Below are 26,074 nucleotides of genomic sequence, written 5' to 3'. Positions count from 1 at the left end.
TCAGACGTTACTCGGTTGAGCTAGCTCTCGGTTAATTCGATAGCCACGGCCACGCATGGTTTCGATGGGTTTTAAGCGGTTTTCCGGATCGATTTTTTTGCGCAGGCGACCAATAAATACCTCAATCACATTACTGTCGAGATCAAAGTCCTGATCGTAGATATGTTCGGTCAACTCGGTTTTAGAAATGACTTTGTGGGGGTGTAACATCAGGTATTCCATTACCTTGTATTCGTAAGCAGTAAGCTCCAGTGCGCGAGAATTAACCCGTACCTCTTTGCCCTGGATATCCAGCACTATGGGGCCTAACTCTATCACTGAGCTTGCCTGACCGGAGGCCCGGCGGATCAGCGCGTTAACCCGCGCCAATAGCTCTTCATTGTGAAACGGCTTGGTCAGATAATCATCGGCGCCCGCATCCAGTCCTTCTACTTTTTCCTGCCAGCGGTCACGAGCGGTTAAGATAAGCACCGGGGTAATGATGTCATTGCTGCGTGCCTGACGAATTACATCAAAGCCATCCAGTTTGGGTAAGCCAATATCAATAATAGCCAGATCGTAATTAACTTCCCGGAGTTGAAACAGCGCCTTGTCACCATCGTCGGCCAAATCAACACTGAACCCCTGTTGTTGAAAAAGTGAGTCCAATTGCATCAGCAAACGGCTGTCGTCTTCTGCGATTAAAATTCTCATTACCCTAATTATCGTCCTTGGTTTTACTGGGTTTAACTTTGCCTGAGCGTTTGTCTACGTCAAGCGTAACCACCCGACCAGATTTTTTAAGCATTTTTACCCGGTAGGAGCTTTTTTGCTTGTCGACCTTCAGCACCCGCCCTTCAATATGCCGTTTGGCTTGCTGGGCAGCTTGTGTTGAATTGGTTACCGGGACTTTTTGGTTTTGCTGCGCCACCGCCGGATTGGAACTGGCTGCCAACAGTACTAAAAAAGAACCCATTACGACGGCTCTGAACATGTCACTCCATTTGTTGGGACAACCCAACCGGTTATTCTTACTCTTAGGGTATCGCGGCCAGACTGAATGTTGTCTGAATTAATCAGCATAATGCCTTGGTTAAGCCAATCATACCACTGGCAGGCGGGGGCGCAAATTATACTGTCACCCCCTGTATGCTCACTTAAGTCTACTCAGTCAGGGCAGCACCTTTTTATAGGGTTTTACCACCACATCCCCATATACCCCGGCTTCGATGTACGGGTCGGCCCCGGCCCAGGCGTTGGCCTCATCAAGGCTGGCAAATTCCGCAACCACTAATGAGCCGGTGAAACCGGCAGCGCCGGGATCTTCACTGTCGATAGCCGGAAAGGGGCCGGCAATTAACAGTTTACCTTCTTCTTTTAGGGCATTCAGGCGGGCCAGATGCGCCGGACGCGCGGCGAGGCGCTGTGCCAGCGTGTCGGGCTTGTCTGTGGCGCAAATCATATAATACATGGGCTTACTTCCTTGTGGCGGCTTTCATTGCACGGACAAAGCTATCCAGCGCTTTAAGCATAGCCGGTGTGTCGTCGAGGTGTTCAGCAATGATGTTGACGGTTGCCGAGCCTGAAATTGCGCCAGCAGCGCCGCTTTCGATGGCATGCTTCACCTGCTCTGGGTTGGAAATACCAAAACCCAGTAACGCCGGCGCCGCGTTAACACTATTGAGTTTTTCGATTAATGAGGCGGCAGGCATGGTTGCAGCGGTTTCTGCGCCGGTAACGCCCGCTCTGCCCAGCAAGTAGGTATAGCCATCAGACAAGTCGCCAATTGACTGCATGGTGGCGTCGGAGGCATTCGGCGGTGCAATAATGATTTGCTTAATGTTATGCGCATTGGCGGTGTCCACAAAGCGTTTAGCCTCGCGAATAGGCACATCTGCAATCAAAATAGAGTCGACACCGGCGTCAGCCGCCTGTTGATAAAAGGCATCAAGCCCTTTTGCCAGCACCAGGTTGCTGTATAGCAACAAGCCAATCGGGATGTCAGGAAAACGCTGGCGAACGCGGCTGAGTAACTCAAAGCATACCGAGGGGGTTACTTTGCTGTCGAGGGCGCGAATCGCGGCTTTTTGAATAGTCGGGCCATCGGCAATTGGATCAGAATAAGGAATACCGAGTTCCAGGGCATCGGCGCCGCTTTCTATCAGCTGGGTAATGATTTTCTCGGATGTGTCGATATCCGGATCCCCAACCATTACAAAAGGCACAAAAGCGCCGGCATTTTGCTCTGACAACTGAGCAAACATGGTTGCATATCTATCCATTAACCTGATCTCCAAGAATATTGATTACGTGTCCAAGATCTTTATCGCCACGGCCGGAAAGATTCACCACAATAATAGTGTCCTCTTCTGCTTCGTCGGCCATATTCAGTGCGTAGGCGAGTGCGTGAGAGGACTCCAGCGCCGGAATAATACCTTCTTTGCGCGCCAACAACTGAAACGCGTTGAGGGCTTCGTCATCGGTCACCGAGACATATTCAGCGCGGCCGATATCCGATAAATACGCATGTTGCGGGCCCACAGCCGGGTAGTCGAGGCCGGCTGAAACTGAATAGCTTTCTTCAATCTGACCGTCGGGGTTCTGCATAATATAGGTAAACGCACCATGCAGAATACCTTTCGACCCCGTACAAATTGTAGCGCCGTGCTCTTTAGTGTGCAGGCCTTTGCCGGCGGGTTCCACGCCAACCAGACGCACCGATGGTTCGTCGATAAAGTCGGCAAACATGCCAATCGCATTGGAGCCGCCGCCCACACAGGCTACTACCGCGTCGGGTAAACGGCCTTCTTTTTCGAGTATTTGCGCGCGGGTCTCTTCGCCTATCATGCGGTGATATTCACGAACAATGGTTGGGAACGGGTGCGGGCCTGCCGCGGTGCCAAGTAAATAATGGGCTTTGTCGTAGTTGGCTGACCAGTCGCGCATGGCTTCATTAACGGCATCCTTTAAGGTACCGGAACCGGAGTTAACCGGAATGACCTCGGCGCCCATTAAGCGCATTCTGAAGACATTGGGCGACTGTCTTTCAACATCTTTTGCGCCCATGTAAATACGCGCCTTAAGGCCGAGTAAGGCACATGCCAGTGCAGTTGCTACGCCGTGTTGTCCTGCGCCGGTTTCGGCAATGACTTCGGATTTACCCATGCGTTTGGTGAGTAGTGCCTGCCCCAACACCTGATTGGTCTTGTGGGCGCCGCCATGGAGCAAATCCTCGCGCTTCAGATAAAGCTTAACCTTGGGATTTGATACCAGGTTGCGGGTCAGTGTCATGGCGGTGGGGCGGCCAGCATAATCCTTTAAGAGTAACATAAACTCGGCGTTAAATTCAGGATCGTCTTTCGCATCTAAAAATGCGGCTTCGAGCTGATCCAGTGCGGGAATAAGTAACTCTGGCACATACATGCCACCGAATTCCCCAAATTTTGTGTCTAGCTGATTCATTTGATGTCCTGTGTTATGACGCTTGCTGACTAGTAGGTCCGGCAAGCTGTAAAGAGTTCGCTAACGCGTTGATTAGATTTATTGCCCGGGCTGTCTTCAACACCAGAGTTGACATCGACAGCGGCGACGCCTGTTGCCTGTGCAGCCGCCACATTTTGTGGATTAACGCCGCCAGCGATAACTAGTTTTTCGAGATCGAGCTCTGCATGGATCACCGACCAGTCAAATTGTTGGCCGGTGCCACCGGTTTGTTTGCCAACCTGACAATCCAGCAGTACCTTGTCGAGCGTGTCATCGTCGAGTAATGCGTGGGTCAAATAGGGCAGTTCTCCGGCGACGCCAATGGCCTGCCATATTTCGCAATCGGCAGGCAGGTTAGCCTTGAGGTGTTGTCGGTACATGGTGTCTTCGTCACCGTGGAGCTGAACGGCTTTCAGCGACAACTCGTTGGCAATACTGAGTACCATTTCCAGAGGTTGATTAACAAACACACCCACGTAGTTGCCGGGCACGGTAGTGACCAGGTCACGAGCCTGCTCGGCCGTTACTGCTCGTTTTGAGTGGGTGGCAAAAATTAACCCGCAATAACTGGCCCCACTGGCGAAGGCATGAGCGATCTGCTCGGCATTTGTCATACCGCAGATTTTAACGGTGCCGTACACCAACTGTTTTACCGCTAACGGTAAATCCTGTTGTGCCATCAGCGCGCTGCCTACCAAAAAGCCCTGGCACAATGGCGCCAGACGCAGTACATCCTGGTGAGTGTAAATACCAGATTCGCTAATTACCACGTACTCGTGGGTGGCTTTCTTCAATAAGGGCACCAGTTTTTCAGTGGTCGCTAAATCGGTAGAGAGATCGCGCAAATCGCGGTTGTTTATGCCAATAATTTTGGCTTCAAGGGCGATGGCGCGATGCATTTCCTCTTCGTTACTCACCTCGGTGAGTATATCCAGGCTCAGACTGTCCGCCACGGCTGCCAGTTGGCGATAACTCTCGTCGTCGAGGACCGACAGCATCAGCAACACTGCATCAGCATTGTAGTAGCGGGCCAGATAAATCTGATAGTCGTTGATAAAAAAGTCTTTGTTAAGCACCGGCTGGCTGACGCGTTCGGTAACATAGGCCAGGTAGTCGTAGCTGCCCTGAAAATATTTTTCGTCGGTCAGCACTGAAATTCCCGCCGCGTGCGGCGTGTAGGCCGCCAGTATCTCGTCGAGATCAAAATGTTCACGGATTAGCCCTTTGGAAGGCGATGCCTTTTTACACTCAAAAATATACCCGGCATTGGCGCCGTTAAGCGCCTCAAACAAACTTTTTGTTGACGGTTTGAGGCCTGGCTTGATGGTGTTGAGTGGAGCAGCAGCCATGCGCGCTTCAAGTTCAATGCGTTTATCTTCAACAATTTTTGCAAGTACATCGGTCATGCGTTTTCTTCCACCTGGCTGTGTTCAGCGACTTGTTTGATTAAGGTTATGGGCGCGGCATTTGCCATGGCCTCAAGGGCCTGTTGAGCACCTTCTTTAAAGGTTGCGACCTGGCCGGCTATTTTCAATAGCGCGCCCGCGTTCATGGCAATGGCTTCCTGATGAGCTTTGGCGCCTTGTCCGCTCAGCGCCGCCTCTATCAGCTGGCGGTTTTCATGGGGTTCGCCGCCGGCAATAGCGCTGATGGGAGCTTCGGTTAAGCCAAAATCAGCGGCCGTAACGGTATAATGATCAATTGCGCCATGATCAACTTCAACAATCTGGGTTGGTCCGTGCAGGGCCAGTTCGTCAAGGCCATCGCCGTGGACAATTAAGGCGCGTTGCTGACCCATCAGGGTAAGGGTTTGCGCATAAACGTCCAGCAATGTCGGGGTATATACGCCAAAAACACCAAACGTGGGGCGCGCCGGATTCGCCAGCGGACCGAGGATATTAAACAAAGTCCGGGTCTTCATTTCTGCCCGAACCGGCGCAGCAAAGCGCATACCGGCATGATACACCGGGGCAAATAAGAAGCAGAAGTTGGTGGTATCCAGGCACTGCCTGGCTGTTTGCGGCGAAATCTCAAGCTTAATACCACACTCCCGGAAAAAATCAGCAGATCCTGATTTACTCGAGACACTGCGATTACCATGTTTGGCCACTTTTATACCGCAACTGGCAGCGACTAAGGCCGCAGCACTCGATATATTGATGGTGTGGTGGCCATCACCACCTGTACCAACGATGTCACCAAATTCGTATTCAGGGGCCGGAAAAGGTCGGGCATTTGACACCATAGCACTGGCTGCACCGGCGATTTCGTTAGGTGACTCGCCCTGAATTTTAAGCGCCGTTAATAAGGTTGCCAGCTTTACTTCTGACAGCTCTCCATGCATCACCTGGTTAAACACAGAAAAAGACTCGGCCTGGCTCATGTGTTGACCGTTAAATAATTTGTTAATTACCTCACTGTATTCAGCCATGAATGCATTCCTCTTCGGTAAGATAACGTATACTTTGCAGCAATAACCGGCTGCCGTCGGCGGTCAGTATTGACTCCGGGTGAAACTGAAAGCCCAGCATCCTGTCATCACGCTGGTATACCGCCATAACGGTTGAGCCAACCCGGGCCAGTGGTTGCAGACCCTCGGGAAGCTCCAGTGCCATCAGCGAGTGATACCGCGCCACGTGCAACGGCTGTGGCAGATCGGTAAACATGGCATCACCGCTGTGGGTGATTGCCGACGACTTACCATGCATGACATCTTCAGCACGGCCGACGGTGCCGCCATAGTGGGCGACAATCGCCTGATGGCCAAGACAAATACCCAGCACCGGGAAATGCCCTTGCACCATCTTTAACAACTCGGGCATACAGCCTGCCTCATGAGGCGCGCCCGGACCGGGGGATAATAACAATAAAACCGGTCCGCTTTTAGCCTGCTGCTGCATTTTTTCGAACAACATTGCGGCTTTCACGTTATTGCGATACACCACAATGTTGAGGTTCATGGTACGTAATTCATCGACCAGGTTATAGGTGAACGAGTCAACATTATCGAGCAGAAATACGGTAATTGGCTGGCTCATGAGGCATCTCCCGGAAACACAATTGATGATTTTACCGCATTGATCACGGCCTGCGCCTTACCACGGGTCTCGTCGGCTTCGGCTTGCGGGTTGGAATCGTACACTACCCCGGCTCCGGCTTGAATGTACGCCCGGCCGTTTTTTACGAAGGCTGAACGAATGACAATGCAGGTATCCATATCGCCATCGTTATTAAGGTAGCCAACGGCACCGCCATAGCTACCCCGGCGTTGCTGCTCTACCTGGCGGATAAGGCTGGCAGCACTGACCTTGGGAGCGCCTACCAGGGTACCCATATTCATACAGGCCTGATAGGCATGCAGGGCATCGAGATCGTGACGCAATTGACCAACCACCCGCGACACCAGGTGCATAACATGGGAGTAACGGTCAACTTTGAGTAAGTCTTTAACATAGCGGGTGCCCGGCTCTGATACCTTCGCCACATCGTTGCGGGCTAAATCAACCAGCATCAGGTGTTCGGCTTTTTCTTTTTGATCTTCACGCAGGTTAAGCTCGATGCGGCTATCCATATCAGGGTCAATATCGCCATTGGACCGTTTGCCACGCGGTCGGGTGCCGGCAATGGGATAGATTTCTACCACGTTACTGGCGGCGGAATACTTAAGGGCTGACTCCGGTGACGCGCCAAAAATGGTGAAGTCGGCGTCTTGCATGTAAAACATGTAAGGGCTTGGATTTTGTTGTTTAAGCGCAGCATAAGCGGTGAGCGGCGCCGGGCACGGCAAGGAGAAGGTTCTGGATGGCACGACCTGAAAAATATCACCTGCCAGAATGTTTTCTTTGAGGGTAAGTACATCCTGACAATACTCAGCATCGGATTTATTTACCTGCAATTCAACCGGCTCCTGAACTTCCACCGGCGATACATCAAGCGGTGCAATGGTACTAAGCTCTGCCCCGAGGGCTTCGAGGCGCTGGGCAATGGCAAAATAACTGGTAGCAACCTGATCGCCACTGAATACGCTTCCCAGCAGGGTGGCCTGGCGGGTTTGGTGGTCGAAGGTGATTAAGGTTTCTGCCAGGTAAAACACGTAATCGGCACAGTCGTTATCGCCATCGGGCACTTCCGGCAGGTTTTCAAATGTTGCCAGCAGATCGTAGGCAAACACGCCGCCTAAGAATACCGCGTGCTGATGCTGACGAAGGGGAGTAATGTGATTGATGACCATGCGCAATATATCAAATACACTGGTGGATTTGAGCCGCGCATCTTCATCGAGATCTTCGCTGTGGTTAACACATTGCAGGCACACTTCGTTATCGCCCGTTACCTCACACTGAATGTCGGCAGGAGAATGTGCTGCAAACAGCGGCAAAATACCTTTGCCGTTGGCGCTGAGGGCTGTTATGACGACCTGTTGACCACGACATTCAAAGCGTACCGCAGCATCAACCATAAGCAGACTTTGTAAGTTATCTTTGCTGTCGATTTCGGCAGATTCCAATAACAGTGCATGACGCTGGCCGCTGCACAACTGGGCAAATGCTGCAAGGGGATCATTTACATAGGTGGCTGTTCTTTCAATGGTTTCCACTTTGCCTGGGACCATGCCTAATTCGGCCAAACTCATTGTATTACTCCATTTAAAAATTAAAAAAAAGGCCCGTTAACAACGGGCCTTTTTTGTTTGTTCTGCGCACCAACGCTCACACCGCCCGTTACCGAAGGGAGTGCCACCACCAGATAGTTGCCTTAACAAGACGTTGTTGTGGTTGATTTAGCATTGGTTTTTCTGTCTCTTATTTATTTATCAACTTCGATAGGCATCGAAGCATTCAATCCGTATACTGTGCTATAGAAGAAAACAAAAACGATATTGTGTCAACCATAAATTTGAAAATAACATGAAAATTGACCTGCACAGTCATACTACTTTTTCCGATGGTCACTTAACGCCGACCGAGCTAATTCAACGCGCGCAAACCATGCAGGTTGATGTGCTGGCCATTACCGATCACGATACAACCGATGGTTTGGCGGTGGCGCGTGAAGTGGCCAGTGAGCAGTTTCCGGCCCTGCACCTGATTGATGGCGTTGAGATATCCACACGTTGGCAGAGTTTTGAGATCCACATTGTCGGACTGGCAATTGATAAGCAACATCCGCAGCTACAGGCCTTTTTAAAGCAACAGCAGCAAAAAAGAGAGGAACGTGCGGTTAAAATTGCCGAAAAGCTGGCTAAGTGTGGTTTTGAAGGCGTGCTGGAACGCGCCCGGCGATACGCCGGTGACGGGCAAATTACCCGTGCGCATTTTGCCCGGGTGCTGGTCAATAATTATCAGGTCAGTAGTTTTGAAAAAGCCTTTAAACTGTACCTTGGCAAAGGCAAGCGCGCCGCGGTGAAAGCCGAATGGCCGGCTATGGCCGAAGCCATCGGGGTGATTCAGCAAGCCGGTGGGCGGGCGGTTCTGGCCCACCCAATACACTATGATATGACCGCCAAATGGTTACGCCGTCTGGTGGCCGAGTTCAGTGCTGAGGGCGGTGATGGTATCGAAGTGGTGTTTCCGGGTATAAATGCCGACAAGCAAACTTTTGTGCAATCGTTAGCCAAAGAGCATAACCTGCTGGCCTCAGCCGGCTCCGATTTTCATTTTCCCGGCCGTTGGACCGAATTAGGCCGCTGCGGTCTGGCTTCGGACGTGTTAACGCCGGTCTGGCACGACTGGGATTTAAACGTAGCAAATTCATCGATTAAGGAACCTGTATGAGTCAGTTTTTTTATATTCATCCAGACAACCCACAGCCGCGCCTGATAAAACAGGCCGCCGAATTAGTGCGCCAGGGCGAAGTGGTGGTTTATCCTACTGACTCTGGCTACGCCATCGGTTGTCAAATGGAAGACAAACGCGCGCTTGAGCAACTGTGTCGGATCCGGGATATTGGTAAAGATCATAACTTTACATTAATGTGCCGTGATATGTCTGAACTGTCGGTGTATGCCAAGGTGGATAACGTGGCGTTTCGGCAAATTAAGAACAACACCCCAGGTTCATACACCTTTGTTTTAAAAGCGACCCGCGAAGTCCCCAAGCGATTGCAAAATCCCAAGCGTAAAACCATTGGTATCCGAGTGCCTGATAATATTATTGCACTGGCACTGTTGGAAGAGCTCAACGAGCCGCTGATGTCGACGTCGCTGATATTACCCGGGCAACAGGTTGCTGAATCAGATCCTGATGACATTCGCGATAAGCTAGAAAAGCAAGTCGGGCTAATTATTCATGGCGGCTATCTGGGCGAGCAGCCGACCACGGTGATCGACTTAAGTGACGGTGAGCCGGTGGTCGTTCGCGAGGGCCGTGGCGATACCGCGCCATTTTTATAAAGAGTGAAAACTGTCTGCTATGAGTGATCAGGACGAGACCATTTCGACCCTAGCCACGCCGGTTCAACAGCCGCTGCCACTGGCGTTTGTAAACGGTGAGGCCGTGGTCGAAAAACCCGAGGATTTGTATATACCTCCCGAAGCGCTGGAGGTTATTCTCGACTCGTTTGAAGGGCCGCTCGATCTGCTGCTATACCTCATTCGAAAACAAAAGTTTGATATTACCAGTATGCCGGTGGCGCAAATTACGCATCAGTACATGGAGTACGTTGACGTGATGCAAACACTGAAGCTTGAGCTGGCCGCTGAATATCTGCTGATGGCAGCGATTTTAGCCGAAATTAAATCGCGCTTATTGTTGCCTAAACGGGCCGACGAAGAAGATGAAGAGGACGACCCCCGGGCGGCCCTTATTCGTCGTTTGAAAGAGTATGAGCTGGTTAAACAGGCCGCTGAAGATCTTGATCTGCAGCCACGTATGGAGCGGGATTTATTTACCGTAACGGTGACCCCGTCAGCCGACATTCAGCCGGTAATTGTACAGCCTGACGTGAGTTTACAAGAGCTGGTGCTGGCGTTTTCGGCAGCGATGCAAAGAGCTGCTGCATTTGAACACCATCATATTGCCCCTGAGGCCCTAAGTACCCGGGAGCGTATGAGTTTAATATTGCAAACCTTGAACAAAGAGACTTACCTGCCGATGGAGTCATTGTTTACAGCCGAAGAAGGCAAAGCAGGAGTAGTGGTAACCTTTTTGGCCATTCTTGAGTTGGTGAAAGGACAAACTATACTGCTGGTACAGGCAGGGCCTTTTTCGCAAATTCATGTCAAATTAGGCCGTCATGAAGAAAATTAAAACAGAGCAGTTAACGCAGCTTATCGAAGCGGCTATTTTCGTTTCTGAGCAGCCCTTATCTGTAGACAAACTCAAAAATACCGTGCTGGCTGATTTCACCGTGAGCGATAAAGCGATACAATCGGCGCTCAAAGCTTTAGCGCTTGATTACCGGCCGCGTGGGATCCAACTGGTTGAAGTGGCCAGCGGTTACCGGTTTCAGTCGTTAGACAGCCTCAGTCCCTGGCTGAGCAAGCTATGGCAGGAAAGCAGCCCCAAATATTCGCGGGCGATGCTCGAGACGCTGGCCCTTATTGCCTACCGTCAGCCTATTACACGTGGGGAAATTGAGCAGGTACGCGGTGTTGCGGTAAGCAGTAATATTGTTAAAACACTGACAGAACGTGAGTGGATTAAAGTAGTGGGGCATAAAGAAGTGCCAGGAAGGCCTGCATTGTATGCCACCACAAAACAGTTTTTAGACTATTTTTCGCTGAAGTCACTGAGTGACTTACCCAATAGCGATGCCTTTTTGGCATCGTTGGATGAGATTAATGACGACATCAAAGTAATTCATGATGTGCCTGACGTTGAGTCTGTGGGTGATAGCGACAACCAAGAAGAGCCATTACACTAATGACAGATAAACTACAGAAAGTCCTCGCCAACCACGGAGTAGGTTCACGCCGCGAGATGGAACGTTGGATAGAGCAGGGCCGGATCTCCGTTGATGGGAACATCGCCACCCTCGGCGACAGAGTTGATGCCACCGCACAGATCCGCGTTGACGGGCATTTACTGTCGAGAACCACTGAAGAGCCCGTTTGCCGGGTGTTGATGTACAACAAACCGGAAGGGGAGTTGTGTACCCGTGATGATCCCGAAGGGCGGCCTACAGTGTTCGATCGCCTGCCTGCGATCAGCCAGGGGCGCTGGATAGCCGTGGGTCGGTTAGATATTAATACCAGCGGTTTATTGTTATTTACCAATGACGGTGAACTGGCTAACCGCCTTATGCACCCGCGTTGTCGCATTGAGCGCGAATACGCCGTACGTATTTTTGGTGAAGTGACCGGTAAGTCACTGAAGAAATTAAAAGAAGGCGTGCAACTGGAAGATGGTATGGCCAAATTTACCACCATCAAACCGCGCCCCTCTGATGAAGACACCATGAACAACTGGTACAACGTAACTCTGGAAGAGGGGCGTAATCGTGAAGTGCGCCGGTTGTGGGAAAGTCAGGATTGTCAGGTTAGCCGACTTATCCGTGTTCGTTATGGGCCTGTAGAATTGCAGAAGCGCTTGCCACAAGGTGCATGGATTGAGTTAGCACTTACTGACGTAAATGCATTGCGACACATCGTGCAGTTGCCGGCAGAGAACGAAAGCATGGTTGATGACCGCCAGACTAAACTGGATCATGCCCGCTTAAGTCGTATGCGCCGCTCGGTTAAAAAGCACAAAGTGCGCAAGGAAAGAGCCCATCAGCGCCGCCAGTTCTAGGCCGGCGCCGGGGTTACTGAGACTACGCTAAGCCAGAAGTTGTTCTATATCTTTTTGTAACGACTCTGGCTTGTCTTTAGGGCCATAACGTTTGATGGTGTTTCGGTCTTTACTGATTAAAAACTTGGTAAAATTCCATTTAATCGACTGGGTACCAAATAAGCCTGGCGCAGACTGTTTTAAATAGTCGAACAGCTCGCTGGCATTGCTGCCGTTGACATCCACTTTACTCATGACCGGAAACGACACGTCATAGGTTAATGAGCAAAAAGACTGGATGCTTTGTATATCACCGGGTTCTTGTTTACCAAACTGGTTACACGGAAACGCGAGTATTTCCAGACCCTTGTCTTTGTATTGTTCATACAGTGCCTGCAGACCCTCATATTGCGGCGTAAAACCACATTTACTGGCCGTATTTACAATCAGTAATACCTTGTCATTGTACTGACCCATTTCGACCGCCTGGCCGTTAGCATCTTTAACCGTAATACTATCAAATTTCATGTTTACATTGCCGAATGTTGGTAACGAACCTGAGACATTAACCGTTGTGGAATGTGTAATTCCACTTCTCGTTTTAACACAATTTCGCCGTTGATGGTAACGCCTTCATCAAGGTACAGTGAGGGAACATCACTACTGTGGCTGTCGTCCGGTTCATTAAACACAATATCGCCGCCGATCTGGCTGTTACCTTTGATAGTAATGTCACCGGTGACGGTTTCAATACTGCCTTTGAGCTGCAGGTCCGTGGCTTCAATATTGCCGTTCACATTGTTGATATCACCATCTACCCGGGCAGATTGTCCTAGCTCAACACCACCATTGACGGTGTCGATGTTGTCGCACATCAGATTAGCGCCCGCCGTGACATCGCCATTCACTAAAGAGATAGATTCGACGGTAGCGTTGTCGCCGATGGTTATACTACCGTTAACCGTACTCAGATCGTCGGCTGTGACATTATCCTGCAACGTGATACTGCCATTAACAGTGGTTAACGATGAAACGTGGCGATTATCGCTGATGTTAATACTGCCAAATACTTTGGTCAGACTACCGCCGCTATCGGTATCACTGTGGCCGCCGATGTTTATTACACATCCTGATAGCGCCGTAGCTGTTGCCAATAGTAAAGAAAGAATCTGTGCTTTTTTGTTCATGTTGGTGTTTCGCTAATGTCAGTTTTGTAAAGTGGGCAAACGTTAGCACGGCAGCGCGGCGCAAACGTACTCTAAAATATTTTCAAAATATGTCGGCGGACAGTGGTTTAGTGTTTATGAATAACCGTAAGACGCTTGCCGTGGCTATAAAGGGTGTAGCGTAGTAACACGTTTTATAAGCAGGAAAGCGCAAATCGGTGTCAAAGCTTATAAGCGTAATGGGTGGGAGCAGAGCAGTAATACTTTGTTACTGCTCAATAAAGGATTAGCAACCTATTGCAGCAATTACTGCTCTAACGGCGTATTGAAGTCTTCCGATAGCTCAAAGTCGGTCTCGACGTTGTCGACTTTGTCGTTTACAAAATACACGGTTAAACTTTTTTCGAAATCTTCGCCACGCTTCGACATGCCACGCTTCATTTCATAATAGTAGTACCAGGTGTCATGGTCGAAGGCGTCTTTAAGGATAGGACGGCCTAAAACGAATTCTACCTGTTCTTTGGTCATGCCAATACGCAGCTTTTCAACGTCTTGTTCGTCCAAAAAGTTGCCCTGGGGAATATCAATTCGGTAAATCCAGTTCGAGCAGGCGCTTGAAAACAGAGTCAGAGTGAGCACAACAATCAGGTGAGACAGCTTCATTAACAGAGAAATCCAATAAAAACAGTGAGTATTCGTTATTTTTATATCTGCTCGTTTAATAAAATGGTTATTTATTTTAAACGACAGACTAAACCGGTGCCGAGCATGCTAATCGCTCTGCACCAGTACGTCAACTTCGACCAGCAAATTGGTGATTAGTTCGCAACAGCATTATCAAGTAATTCACGCGCATTAGCCAGGGCATTGGGGGTGATTTTATCACCGGCAAGCAAGCGGGCCAGCTCGTCGATGCGCGCTTGTTCTGTTAAGGCGAGAATATGAGTTTGGGTTTCACCTTTATCGGTGGTTTTGGTCACAAACAACTGGTTATGAGCCTGGGCTGCCACCTGAGGAAGGTGGGTAACACACATTACCTGACTTTGTTTACCAAGGCGGCGTAACAGTTGCCCCACAATAGAGGCCGTGGGGCCACTGATCCCGGTATCTACTTCATCAAAAATCATCGTTGGTGTAAGGCTGTTATCACGGCTAATCACCTGCAATGCAAGACCTATGCGTGACAATTCACCGCCTGATACGACCTTATCCAGGCGGTCTTGCGGCTGCCCCGGATTGGTTGACACTTTCATTTGTACGCTATCCATACCTTGCGCCGACGGTTTGCTGTCGGGCGAGTATGTTACCTCAATGATAAATTCGGCATGTGGCATATTGAGCGTACGGATCTGCGACTCAACCTGTTTTGCCAGGGCTTTCGCCGCTTTACTCCGGCTTTTAGAGAGTGCTTCGCTGGCGTTTAAAAAGTGCTGGTGGGCTTCGTTTAACTCGCTGGCCAACCGTTCCAGTCGTTCGGTATCGGCGCTTAACCCTGATAGTTCAGCGGTTAATTGCTGGTGATGCTGGTAAAGTGTTTCAGGGGTCACCTGATGCTTTCTGGCCAGTTCCATCGCCTGACTAAAACGGTTTTCTACCTGTTGCAAGCGCAGTGGGTCAATTTCTAACTGATCGCAATAGCCGCGCAATTCGTGGGCTGCTTCTTCTACCTGTATTGCCGCATCATTCAGCATCGACACAATTGGACTTAATGCCGGATCGTGATCCTGCAGATTACTCAACTTATCAATGCTGGTTTGTATGGCCGAGAGCGCATTAAACTCATCGGCTTCATAAAGGTGATAAAAACTATTTTGGGCTTCTTCAAGCAGAGTCTGGCCATTACTCAGGCGCTTGTGCTCAGCTTCCAGTTCACCAAATTCATCTTCACCCAGTGCGTATTCATCCAGCTCTGCTACCTGGTAGCTCAGCAATTGCTCGCGGTCGGTGCGTTGTTGGGCGGCTTGCTCTAGTGCTTTCAGCTCTTTGGCGAGCTCCTGCCAGGTACTGTAGCTCTCGGCGGTTGCCTGTAAAAGCTTATGGTGATTTGCAAAGTCATCTACCAGTTTACGCTGCACTTCATCTTTGAGCAGTTGCAGATGGGTGTTTTGACCATGAATAGCTAACAAATACTGGCCCAGGTGTTTTAACTGCTGTAAAGCCACAGGCACGCCGTTTATAAACGCTTTGGAGCGGCCTTCTTTAGAAATAAGCCGGCGTATAAAACAGGTATTTGCATCATCCTCGAGCACCAGTTCGTTTTCGTCCAGCCAGGCTCTGGCCAGCGGCGCATCCAACAGCGAAAAATAGGCAATAATTTCGGCTTTATCCGAGCCTTTACGTACTGCAGATGCCTCAGCGCGTTCACCTAAGCATAAACTTAACGCATCAATAGCAATCGATTTACCGGCGCCGGTTTCGCCGGTCACCGCTGTCATGCCTGACTCAAATGAGATATTGATTTCTTTTACAACAGCAAAATTCTTGACAGATAAGTGCGATAACATAAGCGTACTCGATAAATATACAGGTAGTGTAAATATATACAGTAATTTGTGAAATTTAAAGAGCTATGTTTGCTTTTTTTGTACGATGTTTGAGGAATTGAATAAGAAACAAAGATATCAATGAGTTGCCATGACGGTGCCACAGTAGTTTCGCATATTCAACTATGCCGCTGCTATATCGTTTAACTTAACCCTAAACCACAATAATCGCCACGGTGACTTGAAAGCTCATACTGTCAAAGTTAAAAATCTTCTTAACCAGCCTTTTGCATGAAAAAAAGCAAAATATAAGCTAATAGTTATTAGGTTGAGTCGGCTGTCCACATTTACCCTGTCGGATGTCAGAGGGAAAGACACCTATTCAACCCTGCAATTCCGCATTGTTGACAAAGTGCTTCTTGCTTACACAGGATAGGTATTTTTATTAATAACAATATGGCTTTTTGAAGTTGTATGGATGTTAATGAAAACAATGAGTTATGTTGTCTTTTGTGTTTGGTGCATTTTTAAAAAGTGTTGGAATGATTCAGTGTTTACGATAGTTTTGGGTGGCACGTGTTTGTTCCGAGCCCTTTAATCGTTTGGCCTAAAGTTTAATGGTGCTTGCTGGTTGATGCACGGTATTATATGGGTCTGTCGGGGTATGAGATGTCATCCCTAATGTAGGCTTAGAAATAGCGGGTGGTATTAAATGTCAGGCAGCGCATCAGAGATACTCATTGTTGACGATTCCTCAATTGATCTTCTTATTACTAAAGAAATACTCGGTGAAAACTACTCCTTTGTCGAAGCAAGTAACGGTCGTCAAGCCGTAGAATTGTGTTCGAGTGGGAAGCATCAACCAAGCGTAGTGTTGCTTGACGTTTCGATGCCCGATCTTAACGGTTACGAAACCTGCCTCCAAATTAAAGAGTGTGCAGGTTTTGAGCAAGTAGAAGTCATCTTTATAAGTGCTAACGACGCTATTGATGAAAAACGCCGAGGCTACGAAGTGGGCGGGTCTGACTATCTCATCAAGCCGGTTAATCCTGATGAGTTAAGACGAAAAGTAGCGCTTGCGGTAGAGCGTGCATCGACCCAGAAAAGTATTGAGGCACAGTCAAAAAGTGCGCTGGATACTGCAATGACTGCAATCGTCGACGCTGGTGAGCAAGGCAGTGTGGTGCATTTTTTGCGCGATAGTTTTAAGTGCGCAACTACGAAGAGCCTTGCCCAGGCTGTGATTGATGCCGCCACAAACCTGGGGCTTTCGAGTACGGTTCAAATCCGTACGCCCTGGGAGGTAATCACGGTGTCCTCGCAAGGCACGTGCTCACCGTTAGAAATAGAAATGCTTACCAAGTTAAAAGACTCCGGGCGTATTCGCCAGCATGCGAATCGGCTCATTCTAAACTTTAACGAGATCTCACACCTAATTAAGAACCTGCCGCTAGAAGATGAGGCAAAGTGCGGGCGGTATCGGGATCATCTGGCGGTCATTTTAGAGGGAGCGCAAACCAGATTGAACGCTCTTTTCGTTATAGAAGAAATGAACAACTTGCTTAAAGAAACCGAAAGTTCGGTAAATTCAATCCGCTCGCTACAAAGTATGTCGAAAGGAAAAAACATCAAGATCATGGATGAAATGCTTGAGGAGATTCAGGTTGGTCTGTTCGAGTACGGGTTAACAGAGGAGCAGGAAAATCTGCTGTTAAAAATGGTTGAACGCTATTCAGAAAAAATATTTAGCGCTTACGAAGACGGCTTATTGTTAGATGAACGAATGAATAATATTGCAGAAACAATCAACCGTTCGGTAAACCGGTTTTTGGCAAGCCATTAACTATTGCATCACGGTATAAATGTAACAAGTAAAAGAGAAGCACGTTGGTGATGTCAAAAACAGTATTGATTGCAGAAGAGTCAACATCTGTCCGTCAGTTTCTGACGATGCTACTCAGAGTAAAACGGGTATTAGGTACGTTAGGCTGACAACGTTGAGATGGCACTTAGAGCGCTGAATGGCCAAACAATCGTTCTGATTACAATTAATTACATCGTTTAACGAATTGCAAAAGTTTGTGCCACTGGAGTCTCGTAGTATCGATTACTTATTAATCTAAGTGATGATATGTTTAAGGAGAGACTGCAGGTGGTACGGGAAATATTTGTTCGTATAGTTGACAGACAAAGGCTTGCCGGTAGTGCCTTAATACTGCTGTCAATGACAGCTTGGCTGGCCGTTACCGGAGTAAATGCTGCGCCGGACAATAATCCGTCAGCGACAATCCAGCCACAGCGTTATATCGTGCAACTGCATGATAAAACACTAAGCCGCTATATGGCAGAGGCGCAATCGGTAGCAACCACGCAAAGTAAGCCGGGCAAAGCGTCCAGGCCTAACCTCTTATCGGTTAAAGCGCTGGATTACCGCAAAACATTGCGCGCTAAGCAAAACGCATTAATCAGTTCACTTCGCCAAACCGCCCCCGCCATCAAGGTTCACCACCAGTTTCAATCATTGTTTAACGGCTTTGCCGTTGTTGCCCCGGCAGAGCAAATACAATCTTTAAGGCAACATCCGGAGGTAAAAAAAATCTATAAGGATCACCTCAGATATGTGCACCTCGATGCCAGTCATGATCTGATCAACACTCCCGAGGTCTGGGAAGTTGTAGGTGGGCAAAGTGAAGCCGGCAAGGGCATTAAGATCGCCATTATTGATTCCGGGATCAGAAACGATAACCCGATGTTTTTTGATGATGGTTTTGACGCCCCGGATTTGTCATCCAACACGTATTTAGCCGAAAACCCTGATTACTGCCGCGCGCCAGATGGCGACCCGGGTTTTTGTAACAATAAAATCATTGTGGCGCGCTGGGTCGACCCTTTGGAGCATGATGTATTCGGCTTAGATAGCAATGAATATATGAGCCCGCTTGGGCTTAACCGTCATGGCAGTCATGTGGCGGGCATTGCTGCAGGCAATCCGGTAAATATCGAATACAACGGCGTTTCGACCACCCTGTCAGGCGTAGCGCCGGGCAGTTATCTGATGATTTATAAAGGCCTCTACGCCAGCCAGGGCAGTACATTTGGCTCAGACAGCATGCTGCTAGAAGCACTGGAGCATGCCGTGAATGACGGCGCGGATATTATCAATAACTCGTGGGGCGCTTTCGCCGGGGAAAGCCCGGAATCATCGGTGTATGCCGATGTTTTTGCAAACGCGGAGGCGCTCGGGATTACCATTGTTAACTCTGCCGGTAATAACGGCGGTATTGATCAGGGTAGTATCAATTGTCCGGGCTGTATTGAGTCGGGCATTACCGTAGCCAATACCATGCACGGCCGGTTTTTTGGTCACAAACTCACCGTTGATGGTGACAGCTATGTGGCGGTGCAGGGCAAAAACACCAGTCTTGAGCAGGATCAGTCTCTGCCTCTGCGCTCATTCAGTGAGTTCGGTGCCCAAATGAGTGACGGTTGTAGTTACCCGTTTGCCAGCGCGACGTTTAATAACGCCGCGGTGCTGGTGGATTACCGCGCAAACTGCGACATGCAAACGGTGGCGCAGAATGTGAAATTGGCTGGCGGTCAGGTGGCTATTTTGTATCAAAGCACAGTACCTGACTCGCAGAGCAACGGGCCTTTTACACCTTACGATCTGGATTATGCTGTACCTGTTTTAGGCGTCAGCCGGGCAACCGGACTCACCTTATTTGAGAAGGCTCATGCCAGTAACTCCGTCGTTGAGATAGCGTCGCAGGTGAGCCGGATTATTGACCCTGAATTTGCCGACACGTTAAATGATTCCAGCTCAAGAGGGCCGAATGCCAATCCAAATGTCTTAAAGCCCGACCTTGCTGCGCCCGGCACCAGCATACTTTCTGCATCAGCGCCTGAAGTAAACGCAGGCCCCGGTCCCTTCGATCCTTTTAATCCCTTTGATCCGGAAATACCCACAGAGCCAGCACAAGAGGGGCCTGTGTTTACCTTAATTTCCGGTACCAGCATGTCATCTCCGCATATTGCCGGGGCAGCGGCGCTGCTTAAGCAGGCTCACCCAGACTGGACAACAACCGATATTAAGAGCGCACTGACGTCAACGGCATCGCAGCAGGTTACTTTTCGCGGCGTAACAGCCAAGCCATTTGAGGTCGGTGCAGGACGGGTTCAGCTTGACGCTGCGCTGAATGCCAAACTAACCTTTAGCAAACCTTCCTACGCCAATGCGGCGTGCATTGGCCGGTGTTACTTTAACAATGTGCTGCACAATCAGTCTGACAACGAGGAAAGCTGGTTTGTTGAGGTTCAATTGGATAACAATGCCGCCCGCACTGTTATAAGCGAAGGCAGTATGATTACGCTGGGCGCCAAAGGCGAGGCCGATGACAGCAAACAACTTAACATAGAAATAGATACCACACTGGTCGACGCGGGCGTATGGGTGTTTGGTAAGGTTATATTCAGCCATCCCAATTATGCCTCGCAGCATCTGCCGATTGCGGTATTTGCTAACGACAACAGCGACAAGACAGCCTTATCAACCATGGCAGCTAATGTTGCTGTGGATGGCAATGTTCAAATCAGCACGGTTGTACGCAACTTCGACTTTACTCAGGCGCCGCAACTCAGCGTATCCTTGCCCGAAAATGTGGAGTTTATCGACGATAGCCAGCTCGCGACAGTTAACCGGGGCCAAACCGAGCAACTGCAATTTGACGCTGCAACAACTACCCTGAAATGGACCGGTAATTTACAGCCAGGCTTTATGCAACTTACGCCCGTTACACCATGGGGCTCGACCACGTTAGCCTCGTTGGATATTCCCGCTATTGCCTGTCTCACTAACTGCTTTGATTTTAGCCATGTCGTGGACTTTAACTTTGAATATTATGGTCAGTCATATTCGGCACTGACACTGTCGAGCAACGGGTTTGCCATGCCCGGCAATGTAGCGGTAAATCCCTTTGCAATGGACAATCGTCGTCAATTTCCTTCTCAGGACGAGTTAAATAATGTGATTGCGCCATTATGGGCTAACTATTCTGAATTCAACACGGGTGAAAACGGCGCGCGCTTAAGAGCCACCATTCGTAATGTTAACGGCAGTCGCTATCTGATAGCGGAATGGGACTCACTGTCTGTTTTTGGTATGGACGACGGGGCCGAGCAAAATGAGACATTCAGCTTTCAACTGATCATTGAAGAAAATACCGACAATATCTGGTTTAACTATTTGAATATTCCCTACATGCCACAGGGAGCCACAATCGGCGCTGAAAATCTTGAAGGGCTGGTTGGGGTTAACTATTACTTTAACGGTCAGGGTAGCCGATTACCGGTGCCCGTTTCTCAACAAAGTTACACCTTAAAACTAGACAGCGAACCCACCGGCGAAGCTGTTATTCAGTTTGACGTCAGGCTAGCCAACAACCAACAGTCAACCATGCCTGATCAGGTTACCATTGCTGAAGACGCCAGTATTGATATTGGCGTATTAAACAACGACACCGGGACCCTCGCTTTCACGTTCGATGCCGATTTGAACGCGGGTAGCACTTATCAAACGTCCCGGTTAGTGATGGTGTCAGCACAGAGTGATTTTGACGCCGGAAGCCTGGAAATCACCCAGGCACCAGAACATGGCAGTGCATCGATTGCTAACGGTAATGTTCAGTACATTCCTAACGACGATTACTATGGCGCGGATACACTGGCGTACAGAGTGGCTGATAACTATGGTCATTACTCGGTTCCTACGCCCGTCAGTATTAACGTAACGCCGGTAAATGATGCCCCCCAGGTTTCTGTTCAACCCCGTTACGAAGTGAAACCGGGTGAGCAAATCACCCTGGTTGCACAGGCGCAGGATGTTGACAGTACTGCACTGCAATTTAACTGGCAACAAACCACGGGAGTCATTGTTGATGTTGAGCAACAGGGCAATCAAATAACGTTTACCGCACCTGACAATGAAATGACAATGCAATTTGAGGTCACGGTATCTGATGGTGAGCTGGTCAGCCCCGCTGCGAAGGTTAGTGTGATAGTCACCAACCCTAAAAGCGGCGGTAGCGTTTACGTCCTGAATATCATGCTGGCGCTGATGCTGCTGTGGCGGCTGCGCAGCAAAACCCGTGGTGCTTAATTTGTATAGTGCAGAGCAGGCGATTGTCGCCTTGCTCCGCTAGGACAACCCATTCGTTGCCAAAAACTGTTGGTAAGCCTGTTGTACTTCGTTGAGGGTGACACCGCGTAGAAGCCGCTTAAGCAAAGCGGCTTCGTGTGGCGGCGCTGAGGCAATCAGTGCTATAACTTGCTGGTAGCGCTGCAACACGTGCATTTGCCCGTCTTTAATGGCCGCAGCTACTTTGCTCGCTGAGAGCGCGTGGGTCATGTAGTGGTGATAATCGGCATAGCTGTCGTTGTCAAAACGATACGTGATCTGTTCGGCCTGTTCTTCAAAGCCCTGACGATTATTTTTAAACAGTGAGACCTTGCCTGAGTTACCGGTAGGCCTGCCGCGTCCGAGCATGGCAACATATTCTTGTTCTGAGCGGTATTTACGGTGCACGATAAACGCATTTACCGGCGTGGTGTGTTCCGACAGTCGTGACTGATAGGCGTTGACCGATGCGAAGGGCTGTCCATTTTCCTGACGCCGGATCAGGTATTTATCTACTGCATTATGCGGGTTCATGTTGAAAGGGCGCAGATACGCTTTGTACAACGTTTTAACCTGCTGAGATTTTTCTGCCGTGAATGCTGGCGGCACTGCGTTTTCAAATAAGGTTTCGTTTACCTTGTTACGCCACTGAAATGACAGCAGGTCAAAATAGGGCATTTTGTTTATTACCGTATGTATCGAAGACCGACAGTCAGTGGGCAACCAGTATTCATCCAGATCTAAAAACAGTACGTAGCCAAAGCCTTGTTGCCGGGCCTCATGGAGGGCTTTTTTGTAAATCACCATCTGCGGCGAGTAACGGGATTCTTCAAAATACTCATCGGCACAAATAAATTTCACGTTGCGCTGTTTAAAAACCGTGTTCAATGCGGCGGTATTGTCGGTGCAGCCATTGTAGTAAATCTCAATGTCATCAAAACCAAAATATAAATGATGATAAATCCACTCGGGAATGTACGCCGCTTCATTTTTGGCTACCGCGACAAGCTTTACTCTCTGTGGCTGCCTGGTACACCGGTGTATCACTCGACGCAGAATATGACTGCGCTCAAGCAGTCGTTGTTTTAACCGGTAAAGTGTTTGTTTGATTTTCATACTCTATTATTTACATAACCAGAACAGTGATTAGGTGCTCGCTATCAGCCCGGTCAAATGTGCTCCTTGCTGGATGCTTTGTCTGCACGGGTAAGCCTATCGCTTCATCAGTAAGAGTTTGTATTAAGTGTGTGAAGCATCGATAAGCGCCAGTTTGCAGCAAGGTAACAGGGGTTATTGGGTGTGCTTAAAAAAGCTTGCTGCCCCAGCCGAGTTTTTTACGCAGTACGTTAAAGTAATTGTAGTCTGCGGGGTGCACCAGCGATAAGCGGTCGTTACTTTTGCTCACTCTGATCTCATCGCCGGGCAGCACAGGTAGCACTATATGACTGTCGCAACTGACCTGTACGCTATCTGAATTGACTTTTGACACGCGCATTGAAATGGTGCTGTTGGCGTCTACCACAATCGGCCGGCTACTGAGCGTGTGAGGGAACATAGGCACTAAAGTGAGTGCGTCTAAGTGCGGCATTAAAATGGGGCCGCCGCCAGACAGCGAATAGGCCGTCGAACCGGTTGGTGTGGCAACAATCAGACCGTCTGAGCGCTGGCTAAATACGAACTGGCCGTCAATGAAGACTTCAAACTCGGTCATGTGAGCGACTTTACCATGGTGCAATACCACTTCGTTTACCGCCGAGTTATTACTCTTTAGCTGCTCATGGCGATACACTTCCACTTCCAGTAAAAAGCGCTGCTCAACCATGGTCTCACCGTTATAGATAAGATCCATTTGTTGTACGACTTCGTCCGGATGAATGTCGGTTAAAAAACCAAGGTTACCGCGGTTTACGCCCACCACATGAATGTTAAAACGGGACAGTACTCTGGCGGCACCGAGCATGTTGCCATCACCGCCCACCACAACGGCCAAATCGGCTTGTTTACCAATGGTCACCAGATCGCACACAGTAAAGTCGTCGCAGTCCATTTCCTGGGCGACGTTTTCTTCAACCAAAATAGTACATTTCTTGGCGCGCAGATAATCTGCTAACGCATTGAGACTTGCATGGGCGCCCACGTGGGCAGCTTTACCGATTAAACCAACGGTGTTGTATGACATGTTTGAGTCTTCCCCACTTTCTGGAGCGACATTACCATACTCTAATTGACAAAATAAAGCCGGGTGAGTGAATAACCCCGGCTTTTAATGCAAATGGCTTGCAGTAAGTTTATCTGGCCGTCCAGCCACCATCTAAAATCATCGTCTGACCGGTAATATTACGGGCCCCATTGCTGATTAAGAAGGCGGTGGTCTCGCCCAGTTCCTCAAGGCTGATAAACGACTTTTTCGGCATGGGTTCGAGCATGATCTTATTGATAACTTCTTCTTCGGTGATGCCGTTTTCTTTGGCCTGGGCGGCAATTTGCTTTTCTACCAGCGGAGTTTTGACATAGGCCGGGCAAACGGTGTTGATGGTTACATTGGTATCACCGGTTTCAAGGGCGATGGTTTTTGCAAAGCCTAACAGACCATGTTTAGCCGCCACATACGCCGATTTAAATGGCGATGCCACTACTGAGTGAATAGAACCAATGTTAATGATGCGACCAAAGTTATTGGCGCGCATGCCGGGTAAAAATGCCTGCGTAAGCAGAGCGGGGCCAACCAGCATAATGTTGATCAGCATTTGCCACTTTTCAGGCGGAAAATCTTCGATTTTAGACACATGCTGAATACCGGCATTGTTTACCAGAATATCAACCGGCGTCTCTTTAAGTTGCTCCGGCAGCGCTGCGACTTGCGCTGCATTGGTAACATCCACTTCTACAGGTTTGGCTTTAAAGCCTTTGTCAGTAAGCGTTTTACACGCATCGGTTGCCGCCTCAAGGTTAATATCAGCCACTAAAATGGTGTGGCCTTTAGCGGCCAGAAACTCGGCGATACCAAAGCCAATACCACTGGCCCCACCGGTGATGAATACGTTATACGAAGACATGAAAATAATCCTTAGCGCGTAGCAAGAAAGTCAATAAAGGCATTGACTGCTTTAATTTGCGGCCCTTCACTGGTGACATATGCCGCGGAGGTGTATCCCCACCAGTCCCAACAGCCTTGCGGGTTCATGGGCATAATTAACGACTTTCGGGTTTGCGGATAAACCACAACCAGGTTGTTGTCATCGGCCCAGCGGTTTAGCCCGGTTTTTTCTACATAGGCCATATCCACAGCATCAGCATACTGATTACAGCCATGAAAACTAACGTGCACCCGGCACTGCGCGCCCTCGCTGCACGACTGAGGAATAAACGCATAGCCTTCTTCCGCCAGAGTGCTGGCATTGTCGCCGGCAATGGCGTGCTGATCAAAGCCAATGACTTCACCAGTTATGACGTCATCCGGTGCATTAAGTTCACCGAGTAATGCGGTGAGTAATGTGCCTGCTGCGTCGTACCCGCATTTGCCAATGTAAGGCGCGGCAGAATCCAGACAGCTTCCGCCTTCGGCTTCTGTGGGGAACACATGGGCGAAGGCCTTGTCATTAACATAAGTCAGCTGCGCAGCGGGTATCCATTGCTTATACTGTTGATATAAAGCATCAGATACGGCCTGGTTAACGCGCGTATCGGCGTTACCGTGAAGTAACCAGACTTTATCGCCGCGCAGGTTATCCAGCGCCGGGATCTTACCTGCGGTGGCTAATTCCTCGGCTTTGGCGCTCAGTGCCTTAACGTCAATGGGGGGATTTACTTTATCCACACACTGGCCGAGCGCGGTGGCAATATTATTCTGAGCACAGTAATAAGGACCCGACGCGAGCATCGCAGCACCCACCACTTTGTCACTGTTAGCAAGGTGAAACTGGGTTGCCATATAGCCACCGGAGGATAGCCCGGATACAGTTATCGCGCGGGTATCTAGTTGCAACGACGGCGCGTCATCGCTGGCCGATGCGCTACCGGCCAGCATGACCAGTGACGCAGCAATAGTGCACTTGGCTGTCTGTTTCATTACGGATGTCCTTA

At 49.3% G+C, this 26,074-nt stretch carries 24 protein-coding genes; 7 read left to right on the top strand and 17 right to left on the bottom strand.

From position 1 onward, the window contains the following. The 9 genes from OIK42_RS13340 to OIK42_RS13300 all read right to left on the bottom strand — a co-directional run bounded on the left by OIK42_RS13340 (position 1) and on the right by OIK42_RS13300 (position 8,095). A complete protein-coding gene (locus OIK42_RS13340) occupies positions 1-693 on the bottom strand; it encodes a response regulator transcription factor (RefSeq protein WP_273641225.1) in 693 nt (230 codons plus the stop codon). Positions 694-697: 4 nt separating this feature from the next. Further along, entirely contained in the window at positions 698-973 is a 276-nt protein-coding gene (locus tag OIK42_RS13335) for a PepSY domain-containing protein (protein ID WP_273641223.1), read from the bottom strand. 177 nt (positions 974-1,150) lie between these two features. Next, the gene (locus tag OIK42_RS13330; protein ID WP_273641222.1) at positions 1,151-1,450 is read right to left on the bottom strand and encodes a YciI family protein; all 300 of its coding nucleotides are present in this window, start codon (positions 1,448-1,450) and stop codon (positions 1,151-1,153) included. A gap of 4 nt (positions 1,451-1,454) precedes the next feature. Next, the gene (trpA, locus tag OIK42_RS13325) at positions 1,455-2,261 is read right to left on the bottom strand and encodes a tryptophan synthase subunit alpha (protein WP_273641220.1); all 807 of its coding nucleotides are present in this window, start codon (positions 2,259-2,261) and stop codon (positions 1,455-1,457) included. Then, positions 2,254-3,441 carry a tryptophan synthase subunit beta gene (gene trpB / locus OIK42_RS13320; RefSeq protein WP_273641218.1) on the bottom strand — a complete coding sequence of 396 codons (1,188 nt, stop codon included), beginning with the start codon at positions 3,439-3,441 and terminating at the stop codon, positions 2,254-2,256. Before trpB ends, trpA begins: the two co-directional genes overlap by 8 nt. A 29-nt stretch (positions 3,442-3,470) precedes the next feature. Further along, complete coding sequence (trpCF, locus tag OIK42_RS13315; protein WP_273641216.1) at positions 3,471-4,868, bottom strand: bifunctional indole-3-glycerol-phosphate synthase TrpC/phosphoribosylanthranilate isomerase TrpF; 1,398 nt, start codon at positions 4,866-4,868, stop codon at positions 3,471-3,473. After that, complete coding sequence (trpD, locus tag OIK42_RS13310; RefSeq protein ID WP_273641214.1) at positions 4,865-5,893, bottom strand: anthranilate phosphoribosyltransferase; 1,029 nt, start codon at positions 5,891-5,893, stop codon at positions 4,865-4,867. The genes trpCF and trpD overlap by 4 nt, the downstream gene beginning before the upstream one ends. Next, positions 5,886-6,500, bottom strand: coding sequence for an aminodeoxychorismate/anthranilate synthase component II (locus OIK42_RS13305; protein ID WP_273641212.1), 615 nt, complete (start codon positions 6,498-6,500; stop codon positions 5,886-5,888). Before OIK42_RS13305 ends, trpD begins: the two co-directional genes overlap by 8 nt. After that, positions 6,497-8,095 (bottom strand): anthranilate synthase component 1, encoded by a 1,599-nt coding sequence (locus OIK42_RS13300; protein WP_273641210.1) that lies wholly within the window; start codon positions 8,093-8,095, stop codon positions 6,497-6,499. Before OIK42_RS13300 ends, OIK42_RS13305 begins: the two co-directional genes overlap by 4 nt. A 274-nt stretch (positions 8,096-8,369) precedes the next feature. Here OIK42_RS13300 and OIK42_RS13295 point away from each other — a divergent pair, with 274 nt between their 5' ends. From OIK42_RS13295 to rluB, 5 genes are read left to right on the top strand one after another with little or no spacing between them, the layout of a single operon-like run. Next, positions 8,370-9,236 (top strand): PHP domain-containing protein, encoded by an 867-nt coding sequence (locus tag OIK42_RS13295; RefSeq protein WP_273641209.1) that lies wholly within the window; start codon positions 8,370-8,372, stop codon positions 9,234-9,236. Beyond that, positions 9,233-9,853 (top strand): L-threonylcarbamoyladenylate synthase, encoded by a 621-nt coding sequence (locus OIK42_RS13290; RefSeq protein ID WP_273641207.1) that lies wholly within the window; start codon positions 9,233-9,235, stop codon positions 9,851-9,853. Before OIK42_RS13295 ends, OIK42_RS13290 begins: the two co-directional genes overlap by 4 nt. A 19-nt stretch (positions 9,854-9,872) precedes the next feature. After that, positions 9,873-10,709, top strand: coding sequence for a segregation and condensation protein A (locus OIK42_RS13285; RefSeq protein ID WP_273641205.1), 837 nt, complete (start codon positions 9,873-9,875; stop codon positions 10,707-10,709). After that, a complete protein-coding gene (gene scpB / locus OIK42_RS13280; RefSeq protein WP_273641203.1) occupies positions 10,696-11,325 on the top strand; it encodes an SMC-Scp complex subunit ScpB in 630 nt (209 codons plus the stop codon). Before OIK42_RS13285 ends, scpB begins: the two co-directional genes overlap by 14 nt. Beyond that, the gene (gene rluB / locus OIK42_RS13275) at positions 11,325-12,191 is read left to right on the top strand and encodes a 23S rRNA pseudouridine(2605) synthase RluB (protein ID WP_273641202.1); all 867 of its coding nucleotides are present in this window, start codon (positions 11,325-11,327) and stop codon (positions 12,189-12,191) included. Before scpB ends, rluB begins: the two co-directional genes overlap by 1 nt. Before the next feature lie 27 nt (positions 12,192-12,218). On the opposite strand, the gene OIK42_RS13270 is transcribed toward rluB, so the two are convergent. The 4 genes from OIK42_RS13270 to recN form a co-directional block, all read right to left on the bottom strand. Further along, complete coding sequence (locus tag OIK42_RS13270) at positions 12,219-12,698, bottom strand: glutathione peroxidase (RefSeq protein ID WP_273641200.1); 480 nt, start codon at positions 12,696-12,698, stop codon at positions 12,219-12,221. A 2-nt stretch (positions 12,699-12,700) separates the two neighbouring features. Further along, positions 12,701-13,357: a DUF4097 family beta strand repeat-containing protein gene (locus OIK42_RS13265; protein WP_273641199.1), complete on the bottom strand. Its 657-nt coding sequence runs from the start codon at positions 13,355-13,357 to the stop codon at positions 12,701-12,703. Positions 13,358-13,642: 285 nt separating this feature from the next. Beyond that, positions 13,643-13,999: an outer membrane protein assembly factor BamE gene (locus tag OIK42_RS13260; protein ID WP_273641198.1), complete on the bottom strand. Its 357-nt coding sequence runs from the start codon at positions 13,997-13,999 to the stop codon at positions 13,643-13,645. Between the two features lie 155 nt (positions 14,000-14,154). After that, positions 14,155-15,840, bottom strand: a complete 1,686-nt coding sequence (gene recN / locus OIK42_RS13255; RefSeq protein ID WP_273641196.1) for a DNA repair protein RecN — start codon at positions 15,838-15,840, stop codon at positions 14,155-14,157. A 691-nt stretch (positions 15,841-16,531) separates the two neighbouring features. On the opposite strand from recN, the gene OIK42_RS13250 reads away from it, so the two are divergent. Next, positions 16,532-17,662: a response regulator gene (locus tag OIK42_RS13250; protein WP_273641195.1), complete on the top strand. Its 1,131-nt coding sequence runs from the start codon at positions 16,532-16,534 to the stop codon at positions 17,660-17,662. A 381-nt stretch (positions 17,663-18,043) separates the two neighbouring features. Continuing rightward, positions 18,044-21,973 carry a S8 family serine peptidase gene (locus OIK42_RS13245; protein ID WP_273641193.1) on the top strand — a complete coding sequence of 1,310 codons (3,930 nt, stop codon included), beginning with the start codon at positions 18,044-18,046 and terminating at the stop codon, positions 21,971-21,973. Positions 21,974-22,012: 39 nt separating this feature from the next. Here the strand turns inward: OIK42_RS13245 and OIK42_RS13240 are convergent, their stop codons facing one another. The 4 genes from OIK42_RS13240 to OIK42_RS13225 all read right to left on the bottom strand — a co-directional run bounded on the left by OIK42_RS13240 (position 22,013) and on the right by OIK42_RS13225 (position 26,060). Then, complete coding sequence (locus tag OIK42_RS13240; RefSeq protein ID WP_273641192.1) at positions 22,013-23,107, bottom strand: glycosyltransferase family 2 protein; 1,095 nt, start codon at positions 23,105-23,107, stop codon at positions 22,013-22,015. 187 nt (positions 23,108-23,294) lie between these two features. Continuing rightward, positions 23,295-24,170: an NAD(+) kinase gene (gene nadK, locus OIK42_RS13235; RefSeq protein WP_273641190.1), complete on the bottom strand. Its 876-nt coding sequence runs from the start codon at positions 24,168-24,170 to the stop codon at positions 23,295-23,297. Positions 24,171-24,279: 109 nt separating this feature from the next. After that, positions 24,280-25,047 (bottom strand): 3-hydroxybutyrate dehydrogenase, encoded by a 768-nt coding sequence (locus tag OIK42_RS13230; RefSeq protein ID WP_273641188.1) that lies wholly within the window; start codon positions 25,045-25,047, stop codon positions 24,280-24,282. Positions 25,048-25,058: 11 nt separating this feature from the next. Beyond that, positions 25,059-26,060 carry an extracellular catalytic domain type 2 short-chain-length polyhydroxyalkanoate depolymerase gene (locus tag OIK42_RS13225; RefSeq protein WP_273641187.1) on the bottom strand — a complete coding sequence of 334 codons (1,002 nt, stop codon included), beginning with the start codon at positions 26,058-26,060 and terminating at the stop codon, positions 25,059-25,061. Positions 26,061-26,074: the final 14 nt, after the last annotated feature.

This window comes from Alteromonas gilva (assembly GCF_028595265.1).
GTDB classification, from domain to species: domain Bacteria; phylum Pseudomonadota; class Gammaproteobacteria; order Enterobacterales; family Alteromonadaceae; genus Alteromonas; species Alteromonas gilva.
Note: the sequence above shows the minus strand (reverse complement) of the source record. Positions and strands in the feature narration are given on the sequence as shown.